The 19,728-nt window shown below is 68.9% G+C and carries 15 protein-coding genes, 1 tRNA gene and 1 pseudogene; 5 read left to right on the top strand and 12 right to left on the bottom strand.

The window, feature by feature from the left end; genetic code table 11:
- Positions 1 to 96: pseudogene (locus tag CCS01_RS35545) on the bottom strand (IS5/IS1182 family transposase); the annotation flags it as partial.
- A 372-nt stretch (positions 97 to 468) separates the two neighbouring features.
- Here CCS01_RS35545 and CCS01_RS29175 point away from each other — a divergent pair.
- Positions 469 to 3,240 carry a PAS domain-containing protein gene (locus CCS01_RS29175; RefSeq protein WP_158258670.1) on the top strand — a complete coding sequence of 924 codons (2,772 nt, stop codon included), beginning with the start codon at positions 469 to 471 and terminating at the stop codon, positions 3,238 to 3,240.
- A 15-nt stretch (positions 3,241 to 3,255) separates the two neighbouring features.
- Complete coding sequence (locus tag CCS01_RS29170) at positions 3,256 to 3,645, top strand: response regulator (protein WP_239992451.1); 390 nt, start codon at positions 3,256 to 3,258, stop codon at positions 3,643 to 3,645.
- A gap of 337 nt (positions 3,646 to 3,982) precedes the next feature.
- Here CCS01_RS29170 and CCS01_RS29165 read toward each other — a convergent pair.
- The 6 genes from CCS01_RS29165 to secD all read right to left on the bottom strand — a co-directional run bounded on the left by CCS01_RS29165 (position 3,983) and on the right by secD (position 10,561).
- Positions 3,983 to 4,058, bottom strand: a tRNA-Glu gene (locus CCS01_RS29165).
- A 93-nt stretch (positions 4,059 to 4,151) separates the two neighbouring features.
- Positions 4,152 to 5,927 carry a single-stranded-DNA-specific exonuclease RecJ gene (gene recJ, locus CCS01_RS29160; RefSeq protein ID WP_104522282.1) on the bottom strand — a complete coding sequence of 592 codons (1,776 nt, stop codon included), beginning with the start codon at positions 5,925 to 5,927 and terminating at the stop codon, positions 4,152 to 4,154.
- A gap of 10 nt (positions 5,928 to 5,937) precedes the next feature.
- Positions 5,938 to 6,933, bottom strand: coding sequence for a class II fructose-bisphosphatase (gene glpX / locus CCS01_RS29155; RefSeq protein ID WP_104522281.1), 996 nt, complete (start codon positions 6,931 to 6,933; stop codon positions 5,938 to 5,940).
- Between the two features lie 87 nt (positions 6,934 to 7,020).
- Positions 7,021 to 7,971 carry a tripartite tricarboxylate transporter substrate binding protein gene (locus CCS01_RS29150; protein ID WP_146102020.1) on the bottom strand — a complete coding sequence of 317 codons (951 nt, stop codon included), beginning with the start codon at positions 7,969 to 7,971 and terminating at the stop codon, positions 7,021 to 7,023.
- A gap of 38 nt (positions 7,972 to 8,009) precedes the next feature.
- Positions 8,010 to 8,972, bottom strand: a complete 963-nt coding sequence (secF, locus tag CCS01_RS29145) for a protein translocase subunit SecF (protein ID WP_104522279.1) — start codon at positions 8,970 to 8,972, stop codon at positions 8,010 to 8,012.
- Positions 8,973 to 8,983: 11 nt separating this feature from the next.
- A complete protein-coding gene (gene secD / locus CCS01_RS29140; RefSeq protein ID WP_104522278.1) occupies positions 8,984 to 10,561 on the bottom strand; it encodes a protein translocase subunit SecD in 1,578 nt (525 codons plus the stop codon).
- Positions 10,562 to 10,736: 175 nt separating this feature from the next.
- On the opposite strand from secD, the gene CCS01_RS29135 reads away from it, so the two are divergent.
- The 3 genes from CCS01_RS29135 (at position 10,737) to CCS01_RS29125 (ending at position 13,016) form a co-directional block, all read left to right on the top strand.
- Positions 10,737 to 11,735: a cytochrome c oxidase assembly protein gene (locus CCS01_RS29135; RefSeq protein WP_158258669.1), complete on the top strand. Its 999-nt coding sequence runs from the start codon at positions 10,737 to 10,739 to the stop codon at positions 11,733 to 11,735.
- 205 nt (positions 11,736 to 11,940) lie between these two features.
- Positions 11,941 to 12,381: a copper chaperone PCu(A)C gene (locus tag CCS01_RS34045; protein ID WP_158258668.1), complete on the top strand. Its 441-nt coding sequence runs from the start codon at positions 11,941 to 11,943 to the stop codon at positions 12,379 to 12,381.
- The gene (locus tag CCS01_RS29125) at positions 12,378 to 13,016 is read left to right on the top strand and encodes an SCO family protein (RefSeq protein ID WP_104522275.1); all 639 of its coding nucleotides are present in this window, start codon (positions 12,378 to 12,380) and stop codon (positions 13,014 to 13,016) included. Before CCS01_RS34045 ends, CCS01_RS29125 begins: the two co-directional genes overlap by 4 nt.
- Before the next feature lie 176 nt (positions 13,017 to 13,192).
- Here CCS01_RS29125 and CCS01_RS29120 read toward each other — a convergent pair whose 3' ends face one another.
- From CCS01_RS29120 to CCS01_RS29095, 5 genes are all read right to left on the bottom strand, one after another.
- Positions 13,193 to 14,749 carry a GMC family oxidoreductase gene (locus CCS01_RS29120; RefSeq protein WP_104522274.1) on the bottom strand — a complete coding sequence of 519 codons (1,557 nt, stop codon included), beginning with the start codon at positions 14,747 to 14,749 and terminating at the stop codon, positions 13,193 to 13,195.
- A gap of 16 nt (positions 14,750 to 14,765) precedes the next feature.
- Entirely contained in the window at positions 14,766 to 15,287 is a 522-nt protein-coding gene (locus tag CCS01_RS29115; protein ID WP_104522273.1) for a gluconate 2-dehydrogenase subunit 3 family protein, read from the bottom strand.
- Between the two features lie 102 nt (positions 15,288 to 15,389).
- Positions 15,390 to 15,821 carry an MAPEG family protein gene (locus CCS01_RS29110; protein ID WP_158258667.1) on the bottom strand — a complete coding sequence of 144 codons (432 nt, stop codon included), beginning with the start codon at positions 15,819 to 15,821 and terminating at the stop codon, positions 15,390 to 15,392.
- Positions 15,822 to 15,932: 111 nt separating this feature from the next.
- Positions 15,933 to 16,190, bottom strand: a complete 258-nt coding sequence (locus CCS01_RS29105) for a hypothetical protein (RefSeq protein ID WP_104522271.1) — start codon at positions 16,188 to 16,190, stop codon at positions 15,933 to 15,935.
- Between the two features lie 1,048 nt (positions 16,191 to 17,238).
- Complete coding sequence (locus tag CCS01_RS29095; RefSeq protein WP_104522269.1) at positions 17,239 to 19,728, bottom strand: circularly permuted type 2 ATP-grasp protein; 2,490 nt, start codon at positions 19,726 to 19,728, stop codon at positions 17,239 to 17,241.

Raw genomic sequence — 19,728 nt, 5'->3', positions numbered from 1 at the left:
GTTGTTCGCAGCGGTCACGCCAACGGACCCCGGACGGCCCGGCAAATGGTCCTTGATCCGCTCCCACTGGTCGTCGCGCAAGGCATGTCGATGCATCGGTCAGCCTCTCCAAAGCTGACTGCCTATGCATCGAAGAACCGGGGCTGCTGGAATCGGGAAGCCGCTTGTTGATCAACGATTCCGCCGCACTGTTGCAGCCCAGACTCACTCGGCTGGCTCCAATTGACGACACGCCCTATATCGCTGCGTCGTGCATCGTTCTTCGTTGCCGGTAATTTTGCAGTTCCATCCGGCCATCCGGCTGGCTTATGCTTGTGGGGCATGCGTCTTTCGGGATAAGGCTCCACGAATGATCACAGCCTCCTTCCCGGCGTCGGGTATCGTTGCGGTTTGCCTGTACGCCTGACGATGTTGGCGCTGGCGACCCTTGGGCGACAAATCCGCAGCGGAGGGCGGCTTCACGCCCTCGTGGCCGTTGCTGCGGCCGGCCTGCTGCTGCTGCCCGGCCTGTGGCTCGTCCATGGCTTCGCCCGTTCGGGCGCTGCCGGCGTGCCATCGGCCGAACCGGCGCGCGCGGTGCAGCGCGCCGGCGAAACGGTGCGATCGACCCTCAAGGACGTCGAACTCGCCCAGCGCGGCTACCTGCTGACGGGCGATCCGGCTGATCTCAAGACCTATACAATGGCGCGGGCACGTCTGGACGCCGGCGTGGCGCGGCTTACGGGCGCGGCTGCCGCGGCGCCGGAATGGGCCACGATCGCGCGGCGCATCCGGTCGCTGGCGGCGGACGAGGCGGCGGCGCTGGACCACGCCATCGGCCTGTACCAATCCGGCCGGACGGATGCCGCCAGGACCATGGCGGTTCGCGGCGACGACCAGCGGACCGGGGATGCCATCGATGCCGAACTCGGCGCGCTGCGGGCCGACGCATCCGCCAGCACGGAGAACGCACGCCGCCAGGCCGCCATCCCGGCCCTTGCCGCACCGGCCGGCCTGGCCATCGGCGGCGCCTTGCTGCTCGGTTATCTGGCGCTGACACGGCGCCGGGCACGCCGTGCGGCGGACGCGCCCCTGCCCGGGTACACCAGTCTTGATCAGACGCTGGGTCTGCTGCCCGGGATTCTCCGCCACCCCGACGGCCGCATCATCGCCTGGGGCCCGGGCGCCGAGCGCCTGTACGGCTATCCGGCGGCCGAGGCCATCGGCGAAATCAGCCACGTCCTGCTGCGAACCACGTTCCCCGTGCCGCTCGCGGAGATCCAGGCGGCGCTGCGGCGTGACGGGCAATGGCGCGGCGAACTGGTGCATCGCCGCCGCGACGGCACGACGATCGCGGTGGTGACCAGTTGGACCCTGCGTCCCGCCGGCCGGCACGGCCCGGACCTCGTCGTCGAGATGTGCAACGACGTCACCGCCCTGTGGCAGGCCGAGGTGGCCGTGCGGGCGAGCGAGGAACGGCTGCGCGCCGCGACCGCGGCGGCCGGCGTCGGGCTTGTGCTGGTCAACCGCGCGCATCGCTACCGCTTCGCCAACGAGGCCTACGCCGACATCCTGGACCTGCCGTCGCCCGACATCGTCGGCCAGCGCGTCGCCGACGTGCTCACGCCCATGTATGCCGATCAGATCCGGCCACGGCTGGAGCGGGCGTTCGAGGGCGAGCGGGTGGTCTACGAGCTGGTCAAGCCGGCTGTGCCGGGCCGCCAGGGCGAGCGGCATTACACGGTGACCTATGAACTCAGCCGCATCGCCACCGATGAGCCCGTGGTCGTCGTGGTCATCACCGAGATCACCGGGCGGGTGGCGGCGATGCGGGCGCTGGAGGATCGCGAACGCACGCTGCAGCTGGCGCTGGAGGCGTCGGAGCTGGGCATCTGGCGCTGCGAGGCGGCGCAAACCGGCGCGGCGCCGGACTGGGACGCGCGCTGCAAGGCCATCTTCGGCTTTCCGCCGGATCAGCCCGTAACGGTCGAGTCCTGGAAGAACGCCGTTCCCGCTGAGCACTGGGACAGCGTGGAGGCGGCGCTGCACCGCGCCCTGTCGCCAGACGATCCACAGGACGACTGTGCCTGCGACTATCCGGTTGTGCACCGGGACGGCACCCGGCGATGGGTCGCCGCCGTCGGCCGGGCGTTCTTCCAGCCGGACCCGGGGGCGCCATCCGGCCGGCGGGTCGTGCGGATCATCGGCACCATGCGCGACGTCACCCGGGCCCGGCAGGAGGCGCAGGAGCGGCAAAGGAATAACGAATTGCTGCAGACCATCCTGACGACCGCGCCGGGGCTGATCTACGCCAAGGACCAGACGGGACGCTATCTCGTCGCCAACCCGCCGGTGCTGGCTCTGTTCGGCAAGACCCTGGCCGATATCCAGGGACGCACCGATCGGCAGATCTTCGGCGCATCGGCGGAGGCCGAGGCGCTGATGCAGGCCGATCGGCGGGTCATGGCGGCGGGCAACGCCGAGGTCATGGAGGAACTGTTCGGCGAGGATGACGGCCAGCCGCGGGTGTGGCTGTCAACCAAGACGCCGCTGCGCTGCATCGACGGGAGCATTGCCGGCACCGTCGGCGTGTCGCTGGAAATCACCGAACGCAAGCGGTTCGAGAGCCGGCTGCAACTGATGGTCCACGAACTGAACCACCGCGTGAAGAATACGCTGGCCACGGTCCAGGCGATCGCCGCGAACTCCCTGCGGGACGCCGACGGGCCGACGCGCCGGACGTTCGAGAGCCGTCTTCTGGCGCTGGCCGCCGCGCATGACGTGCTGACGCGCGAAAGCTGGACCGGGGCGAGCATGGATGAGGTCGTGGCGTCCGCCCTCGCGCCCTTCGGCGGCGCGGCGGGGGGACGTTTCCGGGTTGCTGGCCCGCCGGTCCGCCTGGTGCCGCGGGCAGCCCTGGCGCTGTCGATGGGCCTGCATGAACTGGCGACGAACGCCGCGAAATACGGCGCCCTGATGGGCGAGGCGGGAACGGTCACCATGCGCTGGCTGGTCTGTGACGGCTGTTTCCGCCTCGACTGGTCCGAGCAGGGCGGCCCGGCCGTGCTGCCGCCCGCGCGCCGCGGGTTCGGCACCCGGCTGGTCGAACGCGGCATCGCCCGCGACCTGGGCGGCACGGCCGTCCTCAGCTTCGAGCCCGGCGGCGTCTGCTGCGTCATCAGGGCGCCGCTGGAGAGCATTGCGTCCTCCGCGCAGATCCTGCGGCTCCCGAACGTCGGTGGTCGTGCCAACGGGCGATAGAATGGACGATATAGAGTGAACGATAGCGTGGACGATGGGACGGATGGCCTGGCCGGCCTCAGGGTGATGCTCGTCGAGGACGAGGACCTGATCGCCATGCTGGAGGAAGAGTTCCTGGTCGACCTGGGCTGCGAGGTGGCGGGAACGGCGGCCCGCCTGGACGACGCCCTGGCCATGGCCCATACGCTGGAGGCGGATGTCGCGGTGCTGGACGTGAATCTCAACGGGGCGTTGAGCTACCCGGTCGCCGAAGCGCTGCGGACGCGCGGCATTGCGTTCATTTTCGCCACCGGATACGGCGTTGCCGGGCTGCCCGGCACGCTGGCGGGCACGCCGGTGCTGTCGAAGCCGTTCACCGCCGCGCAGCTTGGGGATGCCCTGCGCGCGACGCTGGGGACCCTATAGGACGTATCCCGGCGGGAACCGGCCTCGCGCACGGCGCAACGGGCCGGGGCGCCGTTTATTGGCCTGGACTGGTGTTGCCTGCGTTCCGGCTGGTTGAGGGCCACCGGGGAGGGGCGTGCGGGCGGACCGTCCGATGCCGATCTTCAGCGGATCATCGTCGCCGACTGTCCTCCGCGCATGGTCGCCCGGAAATAACGAGGATGCTTGTGGGGGCTCGCTTCCCGTGGCTGGCGGGAATCCGATAGGCGGTGTCGTCGGGTTTGCGGGTCAATTCCGGCCAGCCCGGCGCGCGAGATTGGACCACGCCAGCCGACCTACACTAAGCCATTGATTTGATTGGCGTCCCGTAGGGGATTCGAACCCCTGTTACCGCCGTGAAAGGGCGGTGTCCTGGGCCTCTAGACGAACGGGACAGGCCGGACCCCCATGGCAACCATCATTGCAGCAACCAGCGGGCCGGCGGTGGGTAGCGGACCCACCCGCCCCGGTCAAGCGGCTTTCTCCACCTACGCCACCGCGCCATCCAGAATGTGGAAACAGGGCGATATCGACCCGTTCCACTCCTCCGCCCGCAGATGCCCGGCCAGGTGCAGCGGCACCCCTTCCGACCGCGCCAGCAGCGCCTCGGCCAGCGCCCCCTCCTTCGCCCGGAACATCATCGCCTTCAGCCGGGTGCCGCCGCCCACGCCCTCCAGGAAGGCGCGAATCGACCCGGACTCCCGCCCGACCCGGTCCGCCCGCACCACCCGGGCGCGGTTCAGCACCAGCACCGGTTCCGGGTTCCCGGCCCCGAACGGTGCCAGGCGCTCGACATGCCGCGCCACCTCGGTGGTGGCGCCGCCGACCGACAGCGCGCTCTCGACGACCAGGTCCGCCGCGCTCGGCAGGGTGGCGGCGGCCACCAGGCGCTCCTCCAGGAAAGCGTGGAACTCCTCCAGCCGCTCGGCCCGCAGCGCGAAGCCGGCTGCCATGGCGTGGCCGCCGCCGGTCTCCAGGATGCCGGCCTGGCGGGCCGCGATCACCGCCGCCCCAAGGTCCACGCCCGGCACCGACCGCCCGGAGCCCTTGCCCAGCCCATCGGTGAAGCCTGCCACGCAGGCCGGGCGGTTGAAGCGCTCCTTGATCCGCCCGGCGACGATGCCGACGACGCCGGGGTGCCATCCCTGCCCCGTCACCAGCAGCGCGGCCCGCCCGGCCGCCACTTGCGCCTCGGCCGCATACATCGCCGCATCGACGATCGACGCCTCGACATCCTGGCGCTGGCGGTTCACCGCATCCAGCCGCTCGGCCAGCACCCGGGCCTCGGCCGCGTCCTCGGTCAGCAGCAGGCGCAGCCCCATGTCCGCCTCGCTGATGCGCCCGCCGGCATTGATCCGCGGCCCCAGGGCGAAGCCGCAGGTGCCGGCGCTGAGTTTCTCACGCGCGCCGCTGACTTCCAGCAGCGCCGCGACGCCGGGGCGGGCGCGGCGTCCCATGATCTTCAGCCCCTGGCAGACGAAGGCGCGGTTCACGCCGACCAGCGGCATCACGTCGCACACGGTCGCCAGCGCCACCAGGTCCAGCAGCCCCATCAGGTCGGGCTCCCGCCGGCCTGCGAAGTGGCCGCTGCGGCGCAGCGCGCGCACGGCGGCGATCGCCGTCAGGAACGCCACGCCGGCGGCGCACAGCATCCCCAGTCCCGAGCCGTCATCCAGCCGGTTCGGGTTCACCGTCGCCAGGATCGACGGCGGCAGGCCCTCGGCCCGGTGATGGTCCAGGACGATCACGTCAGCCCGCCCGGCCACTTCCGACAGCGCCAGGGCAGCCGCGGTGCCGCAATCAACGCAGATGATCAGGCGGGCGCCGCGGCCGACCAGCCCGGCCAGAGCCATGGGATTGGGCCCGTAACCCTCCAGGATGCGATCGGGCACGTGATACAAAACAGGACAGCCCAGCTCGCGCAGCAGGGTCAGCATCAGCGCCGCGCTGCACGCGCCGTCCACGTCATAGTCGCCGAACACCGCAACGGTTTCGCCCCGTTGCACCGCCGCGGCCAAGCGATCCGCCGCGACGTCCATGTCGGCCAGAATCGACGGGTCGGGCAGCATCACCCGCAGCGTCGGCTCCAGGAAATCGGCGGCGGCATCGATGCCGATGCCGCGCGCCGCCAGCAGGCGGCTGACGATCTCGGGCACCTCCAGCCGCTGGGCGATACCCGCCGCCACCCGGTCCTCTCCGGCGCGCCACAGCCAGCGGCGCCCGGACAGGCTGTTGTTGACTCCGAGGACAAGGTCCTCCGTCAAGCGCGGCGCCTCAGTTCGCCGCCGGCAGGATCTTCTGGTCCAGGCTGTGGTGCGCCTCAATGAAGCGAACCGTGCCCGAGCGGCTGCGCATAACGATGGAGTGCGTCACCGCCGTGTTGTGTCCCCACCGCACGCCGCGCAGCATCGCGCCCGAGGTCACGCCGGTCGCGGCGAACATCACGTCGCCCTTCGCCATCTCCTCGACCGTGAAGCAGCGCTTCGGATCGGCGTGGCCCATACTGCGAACGCGGGCGATCTGCTCCTCATTCTCGTACAGCAGCCGTCCCTGCATCTGCCCGCCGACGCAGCGCAGCGCAGCGGCCGACAGCACGCCCTCGGGCGCGCCGCCGGCCCCCATGTACATGTCGATCTGCGAGTCGGGCAGTCCGGTGGCGATCACGCCGGCCACGTCGCCGTCGCTGATCAGCATCACGCGCGCCCCGGCCTCGCGGCAGTGGGCGATCAGCTGCTCATGCCGGTCGCGGTCGAGCAGGCAGACCATCAGGTCGGCGATGTCGCACTTCTTGGCCAGCGCCAGGTTGCGCAGGTTGGTGGCGACGGAGTCGTCCAGGTTGATCACGCCCGGCGGCAGGCCACCGCCGACGGCGATCTTGTCCATGTAGATGTCGGGCGCGTGCAGGAAGTTGCCGTGCTCGGCCAGCGCCAGGGTCGCCATGGCGTTCGGGCCGGCCTTGGCGGCCAGGGTCGTGCCTTCCAGCGGATCGACGGCGATGTCCATCGCCGGGCCACCGCAGCCGACTTTCTCGCCGATGTACAGCATCGGCGCTTCGTCCATCTCACCCTCGCCGATGACGACGGTGCCGTCGATGGCAACGGCGTCGAACGCCTTGCGCATGGCTTCCACCGCGGCGCCGTCGGCCTCGTTCTTCTGGCCGTGGCCGATCCAATGGGACGCGCCAATGGCCGCGGCCTCCGTCACCCGGACGAGTTCAAGCGCCAGGTTTCGATCGGTCTGGACGGGAGCATGCGGCTTGTGGACAGTCATCTAGTTCCTCCTGAAGTCACAGTCTGGTCGTTATCGATGTAGCACGGACTACCCCAGGCGCCACGCCGTGTCGCGTGGAAATACGCTTCAACCGCTTGAAGACGACCGCCAGGGTTCGGTTTGCCAAAGGCGGGCCAGGGCGGCCTGTTCAAGCTCCATTTGCGCCCGCCAGCCCGGACCGTCGGCCCAGGCGGCGTAAATGCCGGCCGCTTCGGCCTGCCGGCGGAAGGTTTCTTCCCGGGCCACGGCACGGACCGCGTCAGCCAGCATCGCGACCACGTCCCCGGGCGTGCCCACGGGCACCGCAAGCCCGCGACGGATGAAGGCCGACAGTGGTATGCCGGCCTCATCCAGCACCGGCGTCTCCGGCAGCAGCCCGAACCGGCGTTTGGCGGCGATCCCGATGGCCGTCAGGTCGCCGTCGCGCACGGCATCGATGACCGACGACAGCCCGAGCGCGGCGGCCGAAACATTGCCGGCCAGCACCGCCTGCCGCGCCGCGGCGTTGGAGGGAAAGGTGATGATGTTCAGCCGGATCTTTGCCAGTTCCTGCAGGCGCAACGCCGCGAGATGCGGCGGGCTGCCGGGCGGCGGCGTGCCCAGCGGCACCGCATCAGTGTCCTCGCCAGCCCGGCGGATGATATCCTGCACCGAATCGAGCGGATCGCTGGCCGGTGAGACGAACGCAATCGGCTCGCGCTGCACCTGGCCGACGATGGTCAGGCGCCGGCTCAGACCCGGGTCGTTGCGGTCGATCGCGCGGGCCAGCAGCGTCGGGGTCACGACCCAGCCGATGGTGGCGCCACTGGGCGTGGCGTCACCCAGCGCGGCCAGCATGGCATGCCCGCCATCACCCGGCATGTTGCGCACGTCGATGGCAACGCCACCCGGTTCCGGTGCACCGAGGCGCGGGCCGAGGAATCCGGCAAAGACCCGCGCCGTCCAATCAAACTCCGACCCTTCCGGGGCGCCGACCAGCATGACCAGCGGCCGCGCCCGGTCCGGCTGCATCGCCGTTGCCGCTGGAACGCCGGCCACCGCCAACCCAGCCGCCAGCAGAAGTCGCCGGCGGTGGATCAACGGCGCGATGCCGTTGTCGCCTTGGCCGCGACCGGTGGGGCAGCCTCGCGCCGCAGCCGGTGCTCGCCCAGGAACAGCAGGATCGGCGCGGCGATGAAGATCGAGGACGAGGTGCCGACGACGATGCCGAACAGCATCACCCAGGCGAACCCCGAGATCGACTCGCCGCCGAACAGCGCCAGCGGCAGGCTGGCCAGGAACACCGTCATGGAGGTGCCCAAAGTCCGGTTCAGCGTCTCGTTGATCGACAGGTCGATCAGCTCGCGCAGCGGCATCGTCTTGTATTTACGCAGGTTTTCCCGCACCCGGTCATACACCACCACCTTGTCGTTGGTGGAGTAGCCCAGGATGGTCAGGATCGCCGCCACCATCACCAGGTCGAACTCGATGCGGGTCAGCGCCAGGAAGCCGATGGCCTTGGTGATGTCCAGCACCAGCGTCACCACTGCGCCGACGGCGAACTGCCATTCAAATCGGAACCATATATAGACCAGGATCATCGCCAGGCTGATCACCAGCGCCAGGATGCCGTTGCGGAACAGCTCGGCCGAGACGGACGCGCCGACGGCGTCGGTGCGCAGGATCTTCGCCCCGGGCACGCCCTTCTCCAGCGCCCCGCGCACCTGCGCCACCGCGGCCTGGGTGCCCTGCTCCGACGGCTGCGCGCCCAGGCGGATCAGCACCTCGGACGCATCGCCGAAACGCTGCACCCCCTGCTGCGGGACATGCGCCGCGGCCAGGGCAGCGCGGATCTGGTCGAAGTTTGCCGGACCTTCTGTGCGGACCTCCATCACCACGCCGCCGGAGAAGTCGATCCCCAGGTTCAGGCCGGGATAGAAGAACATGATGATCGAGGCGGTGGACAAAATCGCCGAGACGATCAGCCCCATGTAGCGGCCCCGCATGAACTGGATGCGGGTGCCGTCGGGAACCAGGCGGAAGAGCGGCTTGATGAACATCGTTTGTGACCTCAGACCGGCAGCAGCTTGGGCCGGTTGTTGGCATACCAACGCGACACGAGAAGCCGCGTGAGCATCCAGGCGGTGAACAATGACGTGGCGATGCCCACCGTGATGGTCACCGCGAACCCGCGCACCGGGCCGGAGCCGAACACGAACAGCATCACGTGCGCCAGGAACGCGGTGGCGTTGCTGTCGAAGATGGTGCTGTAGGCGCGCTTGAACCCGTGCTCCAGCGCCGCCAACGGCGGACGGCCGAGCTTCTGTTCCTCACGGATGCGCTCGTTGATCAGGATGTTGGCGTCCACCGCCATGCCCAGCGTCAGCAGGATGCCGGCCATGCCCGGCAGGGTCAGCGTCGCCTGCAGCATCGACATGATGCCCAGCATCAGGAACAGGTTGACCACCAGCGCCAGGTTCGCGAACCAGCCGAACAGGCCGTAGAACGTGCCCATGAAGGCGATCACGAACAGGAAGCCGACCGTCAGCGAGATGGCGCCGGCGCGGATGCTGTCGGCGCCAAGCTCCGGCCCGACGCTGCGCTGCTCCACCACCGTCAGCGGCGCCGGCAGCGCGCCAGCCCGCAGCAGCACCGCCAGGTCGTTGGCCGACTGCGCCGTGAACGAGCCGCTGATCTGGCCGCGGCCGCCGGTGATCGGCTCGCGGATCACCGGAGCGGAGATCACCTTGTTGTCCAGCACGATGGCGAAGCGGTGGTTGACGGCGGCACGGGTGACGTCGGCGAAGCGGCGGGCGCCGACGGAGTTGAAGGTGAAGTTGACCACCCACTCGCCGGTTTCCGGGCTGGTGCCGGCCTGGGCGTTGGTCAGGTCCGCGCCGTCCACGTCCACGCGCTTGCGCACGGCGATCTTCTCGTTGGGCCGGTCCTGCATCGGCAGGTACTCGTCGCCGATGGGCGGCGGCCCGCCGGCGGCCGGGTTGGCAGTCTCGTCGACCAACTGGAACGTCATGTGCGCCGTCTTGCCGATCAATTGCTTGATACGATCCGGGTCGCCGATGCCGGGAAGCTGGACGACGATGCGGCTCTGGCCCTGGCGGGTGATCTGCGGGTCCACCACGCCGGTTTCGTCGATTCGCCGGCGGACGATCTCGATCGACTGGTCCACCGCGCCGCTGGCCCGGCGGGCAAGCGCGACCGACGACAGGGTCAGGGTAATGGACCCGTCAGGGTTCGAGTCGATTGCCATGTCCGGCTGGCCGGTGCTGCTGTCCTGGCTGATCAACGGGTGCAGCGCCGTCACCGCCTGGGCGGTCTGCGCCGGGTCGCGCAGGCGCAGCAGGATGCGGTTCTGGTCGGGCTGCGCCTGCAACTGTTGGTAGTAGATTCGCTCGGTGCGCAGCGCCTGGCGGACGCCATCCATCAGGCCGTCCAGCCGTTCCTTGATCACGGCCTTCATGTCGACCTCCAGCAGCAGGTAGCTGCCGCCGCGGAGGTCGAGGCCGAGATGCACCGTGCGCCATGGCATCCACGCGGCCGGGGCGGGGAACAGGTTGGGTACGCCGAGCAATATCCCCAGCAGGCAGACGCCCAGGATGACGGTCGTCTTCAAGCGGCTGAAGTACATCATGGTGTTACGCGCGAAGCTCCTGGACATGGACCGGTCGGACGGCGCGCGTGCTATGCGCTGCTGTTTGCGCAATTGTCCAGTGGAGGGCTGCACAGGAATCGTCCCGGACGGCGGCGTAACGCATAAGCCGCTTGTAACTTGTCAGCGGCGGGGTTCGAGACGATGCCTTGCCGGTGTGAACGAGCCTCTCAGCACCGCCCCGGCGGCGATCCCCGCCAAGTTCGATCCGTTGCTCGTGATGACCGGCCTCGTGCTGGCCGTTGGCACCGTGCTGTGGTGGGGCGACGCGGTGCATCCGGCCGAGATGCCGGTGTTCGCGCCGTGGGACTTTTCCTGGATCGAATATCTCGGCATCGCCCTGCCGCTGCTGTGGTACCTGCGCGGCCTGACGCTGACGCCGGCTGCCGAGCGCCCGCACGGGCTGCGGCAGACGGCGTTCCTGGCCGGCGTGGCGCTGATCTGGGTCACGCTGCAGACGCATTTTGTTTACCTGTCGCAGCACATGTTCTTCCTGAACCGGCTGCAGCACATGGGCATGCACCATCTCGGCCCGTTCCTGATCGCGCTGGCCTGGCCGGGGGAGACGCTCGCCCGCGGCATGCCCGCCGCCGGCTTGAGGCTGGCCCGTGCCCGCCCGATCGGCGCCATGCTGCGGGTGGTGCAGAACCCGGTGGTCGCGGGCCTGTTGTTCGTCGGGCTGATCTGGTTCTGGCTGATCCCGAACGTGCACTTCCACGCGATGATCTCGCCGGTGCTCTACACGACGATGAACCTGAGCATGGTGATCGACGGATTGCTGTTCTGGTTCTTCATCCTGGATCCCCGCCCGGCCCCGCCGGCGCGGCACAGCTACGCGGTGCGGCTGGTCACCTGCATCCTGGTGATCTTCCCGCAGCTTCTCCTCGGCGCCCACCTGACGTTCGCGATGACGCCTTTGTATTCTTACTACGACCTGTGCGGGCGGCTGTTTCCCTCGGTGAGCGCGCTGCTGGATCAGCATCTCGGCGGGGTGATCGTGTGGATTCCGTCGTCGATGATGAGTTCGGTTGCGTTCATGCTGATGCTGAACAACATCCGATTGCACGAGGACCGCCAGAACGGCGGGAATAATAATGACGATATCGAGATCGCGCCGGGTGTCCGGATTTCCTCCCGGGCCTGGACCGGGCGCTAGAGCAAACCGCAGGCAGGTTGGGGCGCCGTTCAGCGAGGGGCGGCGGGCTTCCCTCGTCATGGCGGCCGCAGGGCCGCCATCCACGCCTGGCGGTGCCGCTATCAGCAGAAGGCGTGGATGGTGGGCCTGCGCCGGCGGCCATGACGACGAGGGTGCGCCGTCGCCCCGCCTCAACCGACCTGCGATTTGCCGCACGAGCCATCACTTGCCGGGTTGGCTTGCCTGCGCGGCCCTGCTGCTTGCGTTGGCCGCGGCGCCGGCAGCCTGGGCCGGGTCGCCCGACGCGGTGGTGACGCAAGGGCGCATGCAGGTCCTGCTGCCGTCGCGCCCGGCCGCCGGGTACTTCACGCTGGAGAATCGCGGTGACGCGCCCCTGACCCTGGTCGGGGCCAGTGCGCCCGACTGCAAGTCGTTGATGCTGCACCAGTCGAAGAACGAAGGAGGGATCGACCGGATGGTCATGGTTTCGTCGCTGCCGGTGTCGCCGCACGGTACCGTACGCTTCGCACCCGGAGGCTATCACCTGATGTGCATGCAGCCCTCCGGCGCGCTGCTGACCCGCACGGGCACCGAGACGGTGACGCTGCACTTCGCCGGCGGCGGCTCGGTCAGCGCCCCGTTCGCCATCCGGGGGCCGCGGTCATGAGGCGGCGCGCGTTCATCGGCTTGCTTGCCGCGGCCCTGCCGCTGGCGGCGGCGCGGGCGGCGGATCAGGTCTGGCATGATGTCGATGTGACCGGGACGTCGCCGTCGCTGGATTTCGTCATGCAGGGGACACCCTTTGGACAGACGCGGACACAGTTCGACTACCGCGGCTTCGTGACGATGATGTATCTTGGCTACACGTTCTGCCCGGACGTGTGTCCATTGACCATGCAAAACGTCGCTGCAGCGCTGGCGAAGACGGGCAAGGCGGCGAAGCACATCCGCTTCCTGTTCGTCACCGTCGATCCCAACCGCGACACGATACCGGTACTGAAAGCATATGTGGCCGGGTTCGGGCCCGAGTTCGTCGGTCTGCGCGGCACGCCGGACCAGTTGGCTGCGCTGGCGAAGCGCTTCCACCTTGCGTACTCGGTCAGCCCATCCAGCGACCCGGCGAAGTACGAGGTCACCCACAGTTCCGCCATCTACGTCTTCGACCGCGTGGGCAACGCGCGGCTGCTGGTTCCGTCGATGGCGTCGCAGAAGCCCGATATCGACGGGCTGGCGGCCGATCTGGTGCGGCTGACAACCGAGCGGCCGGAAGGGTGGTTCGGATGGCTGCGGAGCCTGGTGTAGGGGCGGTTTTATCTCGGGGGAAAGGGGAACGGCGTTGGCCAGACGTTCTCTCACCGTCATGGCCGGGCGTGTCCCGGCCATCTGCGCTTCGACGGTTGGGGGTGGATGGCCGGGACACGCCCGGCTATGACGATAAAGAGACGACCTCGCTCTGACGATAGAGAGACGGCCCCGCCCTACTCCCGCTTGTTCAAGTGATCCGCGATGTAGCCCGACTGGCGGATCGCCAGCGCCACGATCGTCAGCGTCGGATTCTCCGCCCCCGACGTGGTGAACTGGCTGCCGTCGGAGATGAACAGGTTCGGGATGTCGTGCGACTGCCCGTAGCTGTTGCACACCCCGTCACGCGGATTCGCGCTCTGGCGGCAAGTGCCCATGTTGTGCGTGCTGGAGAACGGCGGTAGCTTGAACACCTGCTTCGCCCCCAGCGACTGGTAGATCGCCGCGCCGGCCGTGTGCGCATGGTTGCGCATGGCGATGTCGTTGGGGTGGTCGGAGAAATGTACCACCGGCACCGGCAGCCCGTACTGGTCCTTCTCGGTCGGGTGCAGCGTGACGCCGTTGGCGGCCTGCGGCAGGTCCTCACCGACCAGCCACATGCCGGCGAAGTGATCGTACATCTCCAGGATGTCCGCATAGTCGCGTCCCCAGGCGCCCGGCACCAGGTTGGTGGCGAGCCCTTCCAGGCCGAAGCCGGGCAGCGTCTCGATCTCGTAGCCGCCGGCGAACCCGCGCTTGGGATCGAACCTGGCTTCGTCCTTGATGATGCCGGCCATCTGCGTGCCGCGCTCGAAATTCACCCGGCCCGGCATCATGGCATAGACGGTGCCGCTCATGTGCCGCATGAAGTTGCGGCCGACCTGTCCCGAGGAGTTGGCGAGGCCGTCCGGGAACTTCGACGACGCCGAGTTCAGCAGCAGCCGCGGCGTCTCCACCGAATTGCCGGCGATGCAGACCGCGCGCGCCTTCTGCTCGTGATGGTTGCCGTCCTTGTCGGCATAGACCACCCCGGTCACCAGGCCGTTGGCGTCATGGTTGACGTGCAGCGCCATGCTGTTCGGCCGCAGTTCGAAATGCCCGGTGGCCTCGGCCTTGGGGATTTCCGTGTAGAGCGTGGACCATTTCGCGCCGATGGCGCAGCCTTCCATGCAGAAGCCGATCTGGTGGCAGGCCGGGCGGCCGTCGCGCGGCTGGGAGTTGATCGCCATGTTGCCGGTATGGAATTCCTTGTAGCCGACGCGCTTCGCCCCGGCGGCCATCACCTTGTAGTTGTTGTTGCCGGGCAGGCGCGGGATGTCGTGCGTGCCGGTGACGCCCATCTTGTCCTCGGCCTTGTCGTAGAACGGCGCGAGGTCCGCCAGGGTCAGCGGCCAGTCCAGCAGGGTGGCGCCCTGAATGTCGCCATAGGTGGTCCGCCCCTTGAACTCATGCTCCTGGAAGCGCAGCGCGGCGGCCGCCCAGTGCACCGTGGTGCCGCCGACGGTCTTGCACACCCACAGCGGCAGGCTGGCATTCAGGTCGCCGGTGCCGATGCGCTTGTCGAGCCAGCTCAGCCGGGCGAACATGGTGTCGTTGTCGTTGACGATGTCGGCCAGCGTCAGCCGCGGGCCGGCTTCCAGGCAGACGACATTGATGCCTTTCTGCGCAAGCTCGTTCGCCAGCGTGCCGCCGCCGGCGCCGGAGCCGACGATGACAACGACGGAGTTGTCCTTCAGGTCGAAGGTTCTGGCCATTGGTCGTTCCCTCCCCTCAGGTCTTTGGCAGCCAGTCGATGTCGTCGAAGCCGCGGTTGATGTAGCCGCCAAGCGGCGCCGAGGGGCCGCCGTAGCCGAACATCTTGTAGACTGCGGGATTGCCATACAGGCCGGTGATGGTCTTGGTGCGCACCGTGGTGAAGAACGCGGTCTTCTCCACGCCGCGCAGCACGGTCACGCGCGTGCCGTCGGGCAGGTCCGCCCAGGACTTGCCGTGGGCGGAATCGAGCATGGTCACGCCTTCGATCAGCAATTGCTTCGTGGCGGGATCGCTCGCGGCCTGCTTATCGAGCATGTCGACGACGACGGCATAGTACTGCTCACCGAGCCGCTGGTGCGGGAACAGGTCGTGCGTCATGACCAGCAGGGTCTGCGTGGTATGCGGGTCGAGGGTGGTGGTCGCCACCGCCCAGGCGTGGTTGTGGCCGAAGATCACCGATCCGCCGGTGGCCAGTGCGGTGACCGTGATGCCGCTGGTGCGCAGGAAATCGCGGCGCGGTAGCCCATCGCTTTGCATGGTGCTCCTCCCCCCCGGGCGCAACGCCCTTGTGATTTTTGCCTGGACCATCGAACGCCTGCGTCCGTGTGGCCTCAAGTTAATTTGGCGTGCGCAGCAGACTCAGAAAGTCATCAGAATCCTCCGGACCGTCATGACTACGAGGACCAGGGTCGCCGCGATGAACAGCGGAAAGCGAAGCGCGATCCTGTTGATGGTGGCCGGCACGATGCTATGACCAGTCCGCAGGGCGACGTAGGACCACGCGAGGGCGACATGGAACCGGGACGCCGTGCCGCGCACGCGAATGACAGCGTGATGGCAAAGAACAGCGTCGGCTGCTCCATCAGGTTGCTGCTCCATCAGGTTGTTGTCGTTGTCCGCGTTCCAGCGTACCTGGACGGGAAGTTCGGCATGGAATTCGTCCGCGGGCCTCGCCGGGTCATAATAGACCACGTTGTGGCGCCGGATGGCCGGGATACGGATCGCGTAGGGCCAGCCGCACAGGACGAGCGTCCAGCCGACCAGGGCCGGGCGAAGGATCAGATGGGACAAGAACTGGCCTCTTGAGTGCCTGCAAAAGTGCCAGAGGCCCAGCGGCTACAAAACTGATGAGCGGCCCCGCGTCCGCGACGATCACCTGAACCGGCACTTCCCGATGGATCGTCACTTTGCAGACGACACCTGTGTGGATGCGCGACCGTACGTACCGCCTGTCTGCTGCAGGAGCCGCACAATAAGCTCCGTGGCCCGCCGCGCCTGTTCCTCTTCCCGCGGCAAAAGTCCTGGACGAATTTCCACGCGGGACTTATGGGCAAAAGCGAGGAGTTTCAGGACGTTGGCCGCCCCGGTCAACCGCATCGCGTGAGCGGCGGTAATCTCACCGGCCTGCCAGGCCTCCAGGGCGTCATGGAGCGACATCATTGTCCGGGTTCCCAGGGTACAGGAGCGACGGCCCGACGATCAACATTGCCCCTTGGCGGTTGTTTTGCAAGAGTTGCAAATGGTTGCGCCCGCCAGACAGGAGCGGGTCAGACCGGCCACCGGGCATCTCACACCAGCGGACCGGTTCCCGCGGCGAATCCGCACCAGTGGGTCGCGCCGGGGGCGACGTCCGCGATGAATGCCTTGCTCCGCCGGAGCGGGCCGGGTGGCACGACAGCTGCCCGTTCGCACGGCCATCATCTGTGTGTAATCGCGGTGGGGATGCGCTGCAAGGCGCATCCCCACCGCGATTGATTCCCGCCCCGCCGGCTCCGTCCGGTCGTGCAGACAGGCTGGCCCGAACCGGCCGCCGCGGCACAATCCAGGACAGGTCACTGGCCCGGGCCTTTGGTATGACAGGCCGCCACCACCCCGGACAGTGACACGTGCCCCAGTATCTTGGCGTCTTGGCGTTGAACAGGAACCGTGCAACCGCACCGGGCGGCGACGGGTGCGCTCCGCCGCCGTCGTGGCTCTACTGTCACGGCCGGTGCTGGTTTCACCGGCAGCAATCAAGCGAACACGGAGTTACACGGGGTTGGCACGGAGTTTCACGGAGTCGTCCGGGACGCCCCCAACATGGTCGCCCCTGTGGCGGCGTTCGATGATTTCAGGCGCTTCGCGCGAAGCGCCGTATCCACTTTCTCTGCGGAACTCCATGCAAACACCGTGCAACTCCGTGTCCGCTTGATTGCGTCGGCAAACCCAATCCCGCCCCATCCCGGTGGGCAGGATGCCCCATACCGGATGTGCGAGCCACACCACGGCGACCTGGCCCGGCGCCTCCTCGGCCGGTCGCTTGCCAGCGAAACGCGTCTCCTCGACCAAGCGGCACCGTTCCCAGGCATTGGGCGAGCGCCTGGTTTTGCGGTCGTTACCGGGATGTGTGCATCCCGTAGGGACACCCCCGGCTATGACGGTGAGGCAACGGCTATGACGGTAACAGATCGGCCATGACAGCGACGCAACAGGCGTGCCGGGCGAACCGTCACGCGGCGCCGCGCAGCGGCTCGGGCTCCATGCCCAGGCTGCGCGCCACCGGCAGCAGCGTGAAGTAGCGCCGCGACACCCGGTCTCCGACGTCGGCAATCGCCAGGTCGAGCTGCCGCAGCCGCGGCGGCAGCCGGGCCGTCGCCGCCATCTGGTCGGGCGACTGCAGCACCGCGTGTACGATGTCGCGGGTCTCCTGCAGCAGCGGCTCCATCGCCAGCAGCAGCATGTCGCCGTCCTCGGCGATCTCGCGCAGCAGTTCCCGCGCGGCGGCCAGCTGGAACGCCAGGCCGCGCGGGTTGGCCTCGTCGGCCAGGATCAGGTCCAGCGCCGGCGCCGGCTGCAGGATGCCCAGGTAGCGGTTGCGGTAGGTGATCACCGAATCGCGCAGCTCCAGCGCCAGCCGCAGCCCGGTTTCGACGCGCCCCGGCTGGGTCGCCGCGCCCGGCTGGTCCAGCACCTGCCGCAGCTCCGCCGCGATCGCCTGCGCCCGCTCCATCCGCCGGCCGAAATCCAGGAACAGCCGGCCGCCGCCGCGCACCATGTTCTCCGCCGCGAGCCCGGCGACGGTGGCGGCGAACTGCAGGATCTCGCTGGTCAGGTGCGACGTCACCTCCAGCGCCCGGATGTTCGACTCCGCCGGTAGGTGCCGCATCTTTTCCCCGAGTTCCCGCAGCGAGCGGGTCAGCACCGCGTGCATCTCCCCGGTGAGGCGGTCGCGCAGCGTCTCGACCTGGCGCGAGACGTGCGCCAGCACCCGGCGCATGCCGCCGTTCGGCCGGAACGCCTTCATCACCGACCCCGCCAGCATGCCGGCGCCCAGCACCGAGGCGTCCTCGGGGTCCATCATCCGCACGTTGCTCAGGCAGGCGATCAGGATCTGCAGCTCGGAGGTTTCCCGCGCCGAGGGCGAAGGGCGGAGGATGCGGGTGATCGTCGCGCGCTGCAGGCGGGCGCCTTCCTCCAGCCGCTCCAGGTAGCGGCCGAGCCAGTAGAAATTGTCGGCGACGCGCGACGGCAGGTCGCCGGCGGTGCGGCGGATCGCCAGCGCCGGCGTGGCCAGGGCGAACGGGCTGTGGATGACGCTGGTCTCGTCCGCCATCACCCAGACGTCCTTGGACACGGCGTTGCGCGGCAGCCGCCCGGCCAGCGCGTCCTCCTCCGACATCGCCCGCGCGAGGCCGCCGGGCAGGGCGCGCCAGCGCGTGCCGTCGAAGGTCATGAACATGCGCAGCGCAATCGGCCGGGCTTCCAGGCCGCGCGGTCCGGCGCACGGCGCCAGCGACGGCGTCGGCGCCACGGTCGCGGCGAAGCCCGCCGGGTCCGCCGCCATCCGCGCCGCCAGGTCGTCCCGCTCGGCGGTGGACAGCATCATCGGCACCACGGGCGGCGAGCCGCCGTCGGTCGCCGCCCGCACCACCCAGCCTTCCAGGTCGCGCAGCACCGTCCGCACCACCGCGCCCTCGCCGAGCCACAGCGTCGCCTGGCTTTGCAGCCGCAGGTCCTCGTTCAGCAGGCGGCGGGCGAGCGTGGGCAGGAAGGCGGCCAGCGCCGGCGCCTCCACCAGCGCGGTGCCGGCGTCGTTGACCATGCGCACGGCGCCGCTGCGGATCGAGTCGAGCAGCCCCGGCACGCCGGCGCCGGCCGCCAGCTCCAGCGAATCGACGCGCTCGCCGTCCTTGCGGCGGAACAGCACGCCGATGCGCTGCAGGCCGCGCAGCGTCTTGAGGAACACGCTGCCGCCGCGCAGCGTCAGGTCGCCGCTCTCGACCAGGCCGATGGACAGCTCGCGCGACAGCAGCACGTGCTCGAACCACATCGGATCGGCGTGGCCGGCGCTGAGCAGGGCGATGCCGCCGCCGTCCTGCGCCTGCGACTGCAGGGCGTCGCTCATGACTTCGAGGTACTGGCGAAGCTGCTCGATCTTCTGGTACTGGAACAGCTCCGGCACGACGCGGGCCAGGATGCGGCGGTTTTCCAGCGCGTAGGCGATGCCCTGCGCCTGGCCGGTGCGATCGGCCAGGACCCGCCAGGCGCCGTCCGAGCCGCGCAGCATGTCGGCGGCGTAGAACGACAGGTGGCGGCCGCGGCGGATGCCATCGGGGTTGCGGCACGGGCGCAGGAAGGCCGGGTTGCCGTAGACCAGTTCGGGCGGGATCAGCCCCTCGGCCATCAGGGTCTGCGGGCCGTAGAGGTCGGCCAGGATCAGCTCCAGCAATTCGGCGCGCCGCGCCAGGCCGTCTTCCAACGCGGCGAACTCGGACGCCGACAAGGGCAGGGGGATCGGGTCGCAGCTCCAGTTGACCGCCTGCTCGCCGGGCAGGATGGCGGTGATGCCTTCCTCGGCGAACGCCTGGTCCAGCAGGCGCGCCCGCTCGGCCAGCGTCTCGTGGCCCAGGGCGAACAGGCTGGACTGCAGCCGCCGCCAGTGCGGCTTCACCTGGCCGGTGCCGTCCGCCATTTCATCGGGCGCGTTGTCGCGGGTCAT

Source organism: Rhodopila globiformis, from assembly GCF_002937115.1.
Classification (GTDB): Bacteria; Pseudomonadota; Alphaproteobacteria; order Acetobacterales; family Acetobacteraceae; genus Rhodopila; species Rhodopila globiformis.
Note: the sequence above shows the minus strand (reverse complement) of the source record. Positions and strands in the feature narration are given on the sequence as shown.

Bases quoted from the DNA above. Each gene is read 5' to 3' on its own strand.
- CCS01_RS29125 (WP_104522275.1), top strand. From the start codon at position 12,378: ATGAGGCGGCGCGCGTTCATCGGCTTGCTTGCCGCGGCCCTGCCGCTG.
- CCS01_RS29095 (WP_104522269.1), bottom strand. From the start codon at position 19,728: ATGACCCGCGACAACGCGCCCGATGAAATGGCGGACGGCACCGGCCAG.
- CCS01_RS29120 (WP_104522274.1), bottom strand. From the start codon at position 14,749: ATGGCCAGAACCTTCGACCTGAAGGACAACTCCGTCGTTGTCATCGTC.
- secF (WP_104522279.1), bottom strand. From the start codon at position 8,972: ATGTTCATCAAGCCGCTCTTCCGCCTGGTTCCCGACGGCACCCGCATC.
- CCS01_RS29115 (WP_104522273.1), bottom strand. From the start codon at position 15,287: ATGCAAAGCGATGGGCTACCGCGCCGCGATTTCCTGCGCACCAGCGGC.
- CCS01_RS29105 (WP_104522271.1), bottom strand. From the start codon at position 16,190: ATGATGTCGCTCCATGACGCCCTGGAGGCCTGGCAGGCCGGTGAGATT.
- glpX (WP_104522281.1), bottom strand. From the start codon at position 6,933: ATGACTGTCCACAAGCCGCATGCTCCCGTCCAGACCGATCGAAACCTG.
- secD (WP_104522278.1), bottom strand. From the start codon at position 10,561: ATGATGTACTTCAGCCGCTTGAAGACGACCGTCATCCTGGGCGTCTGC.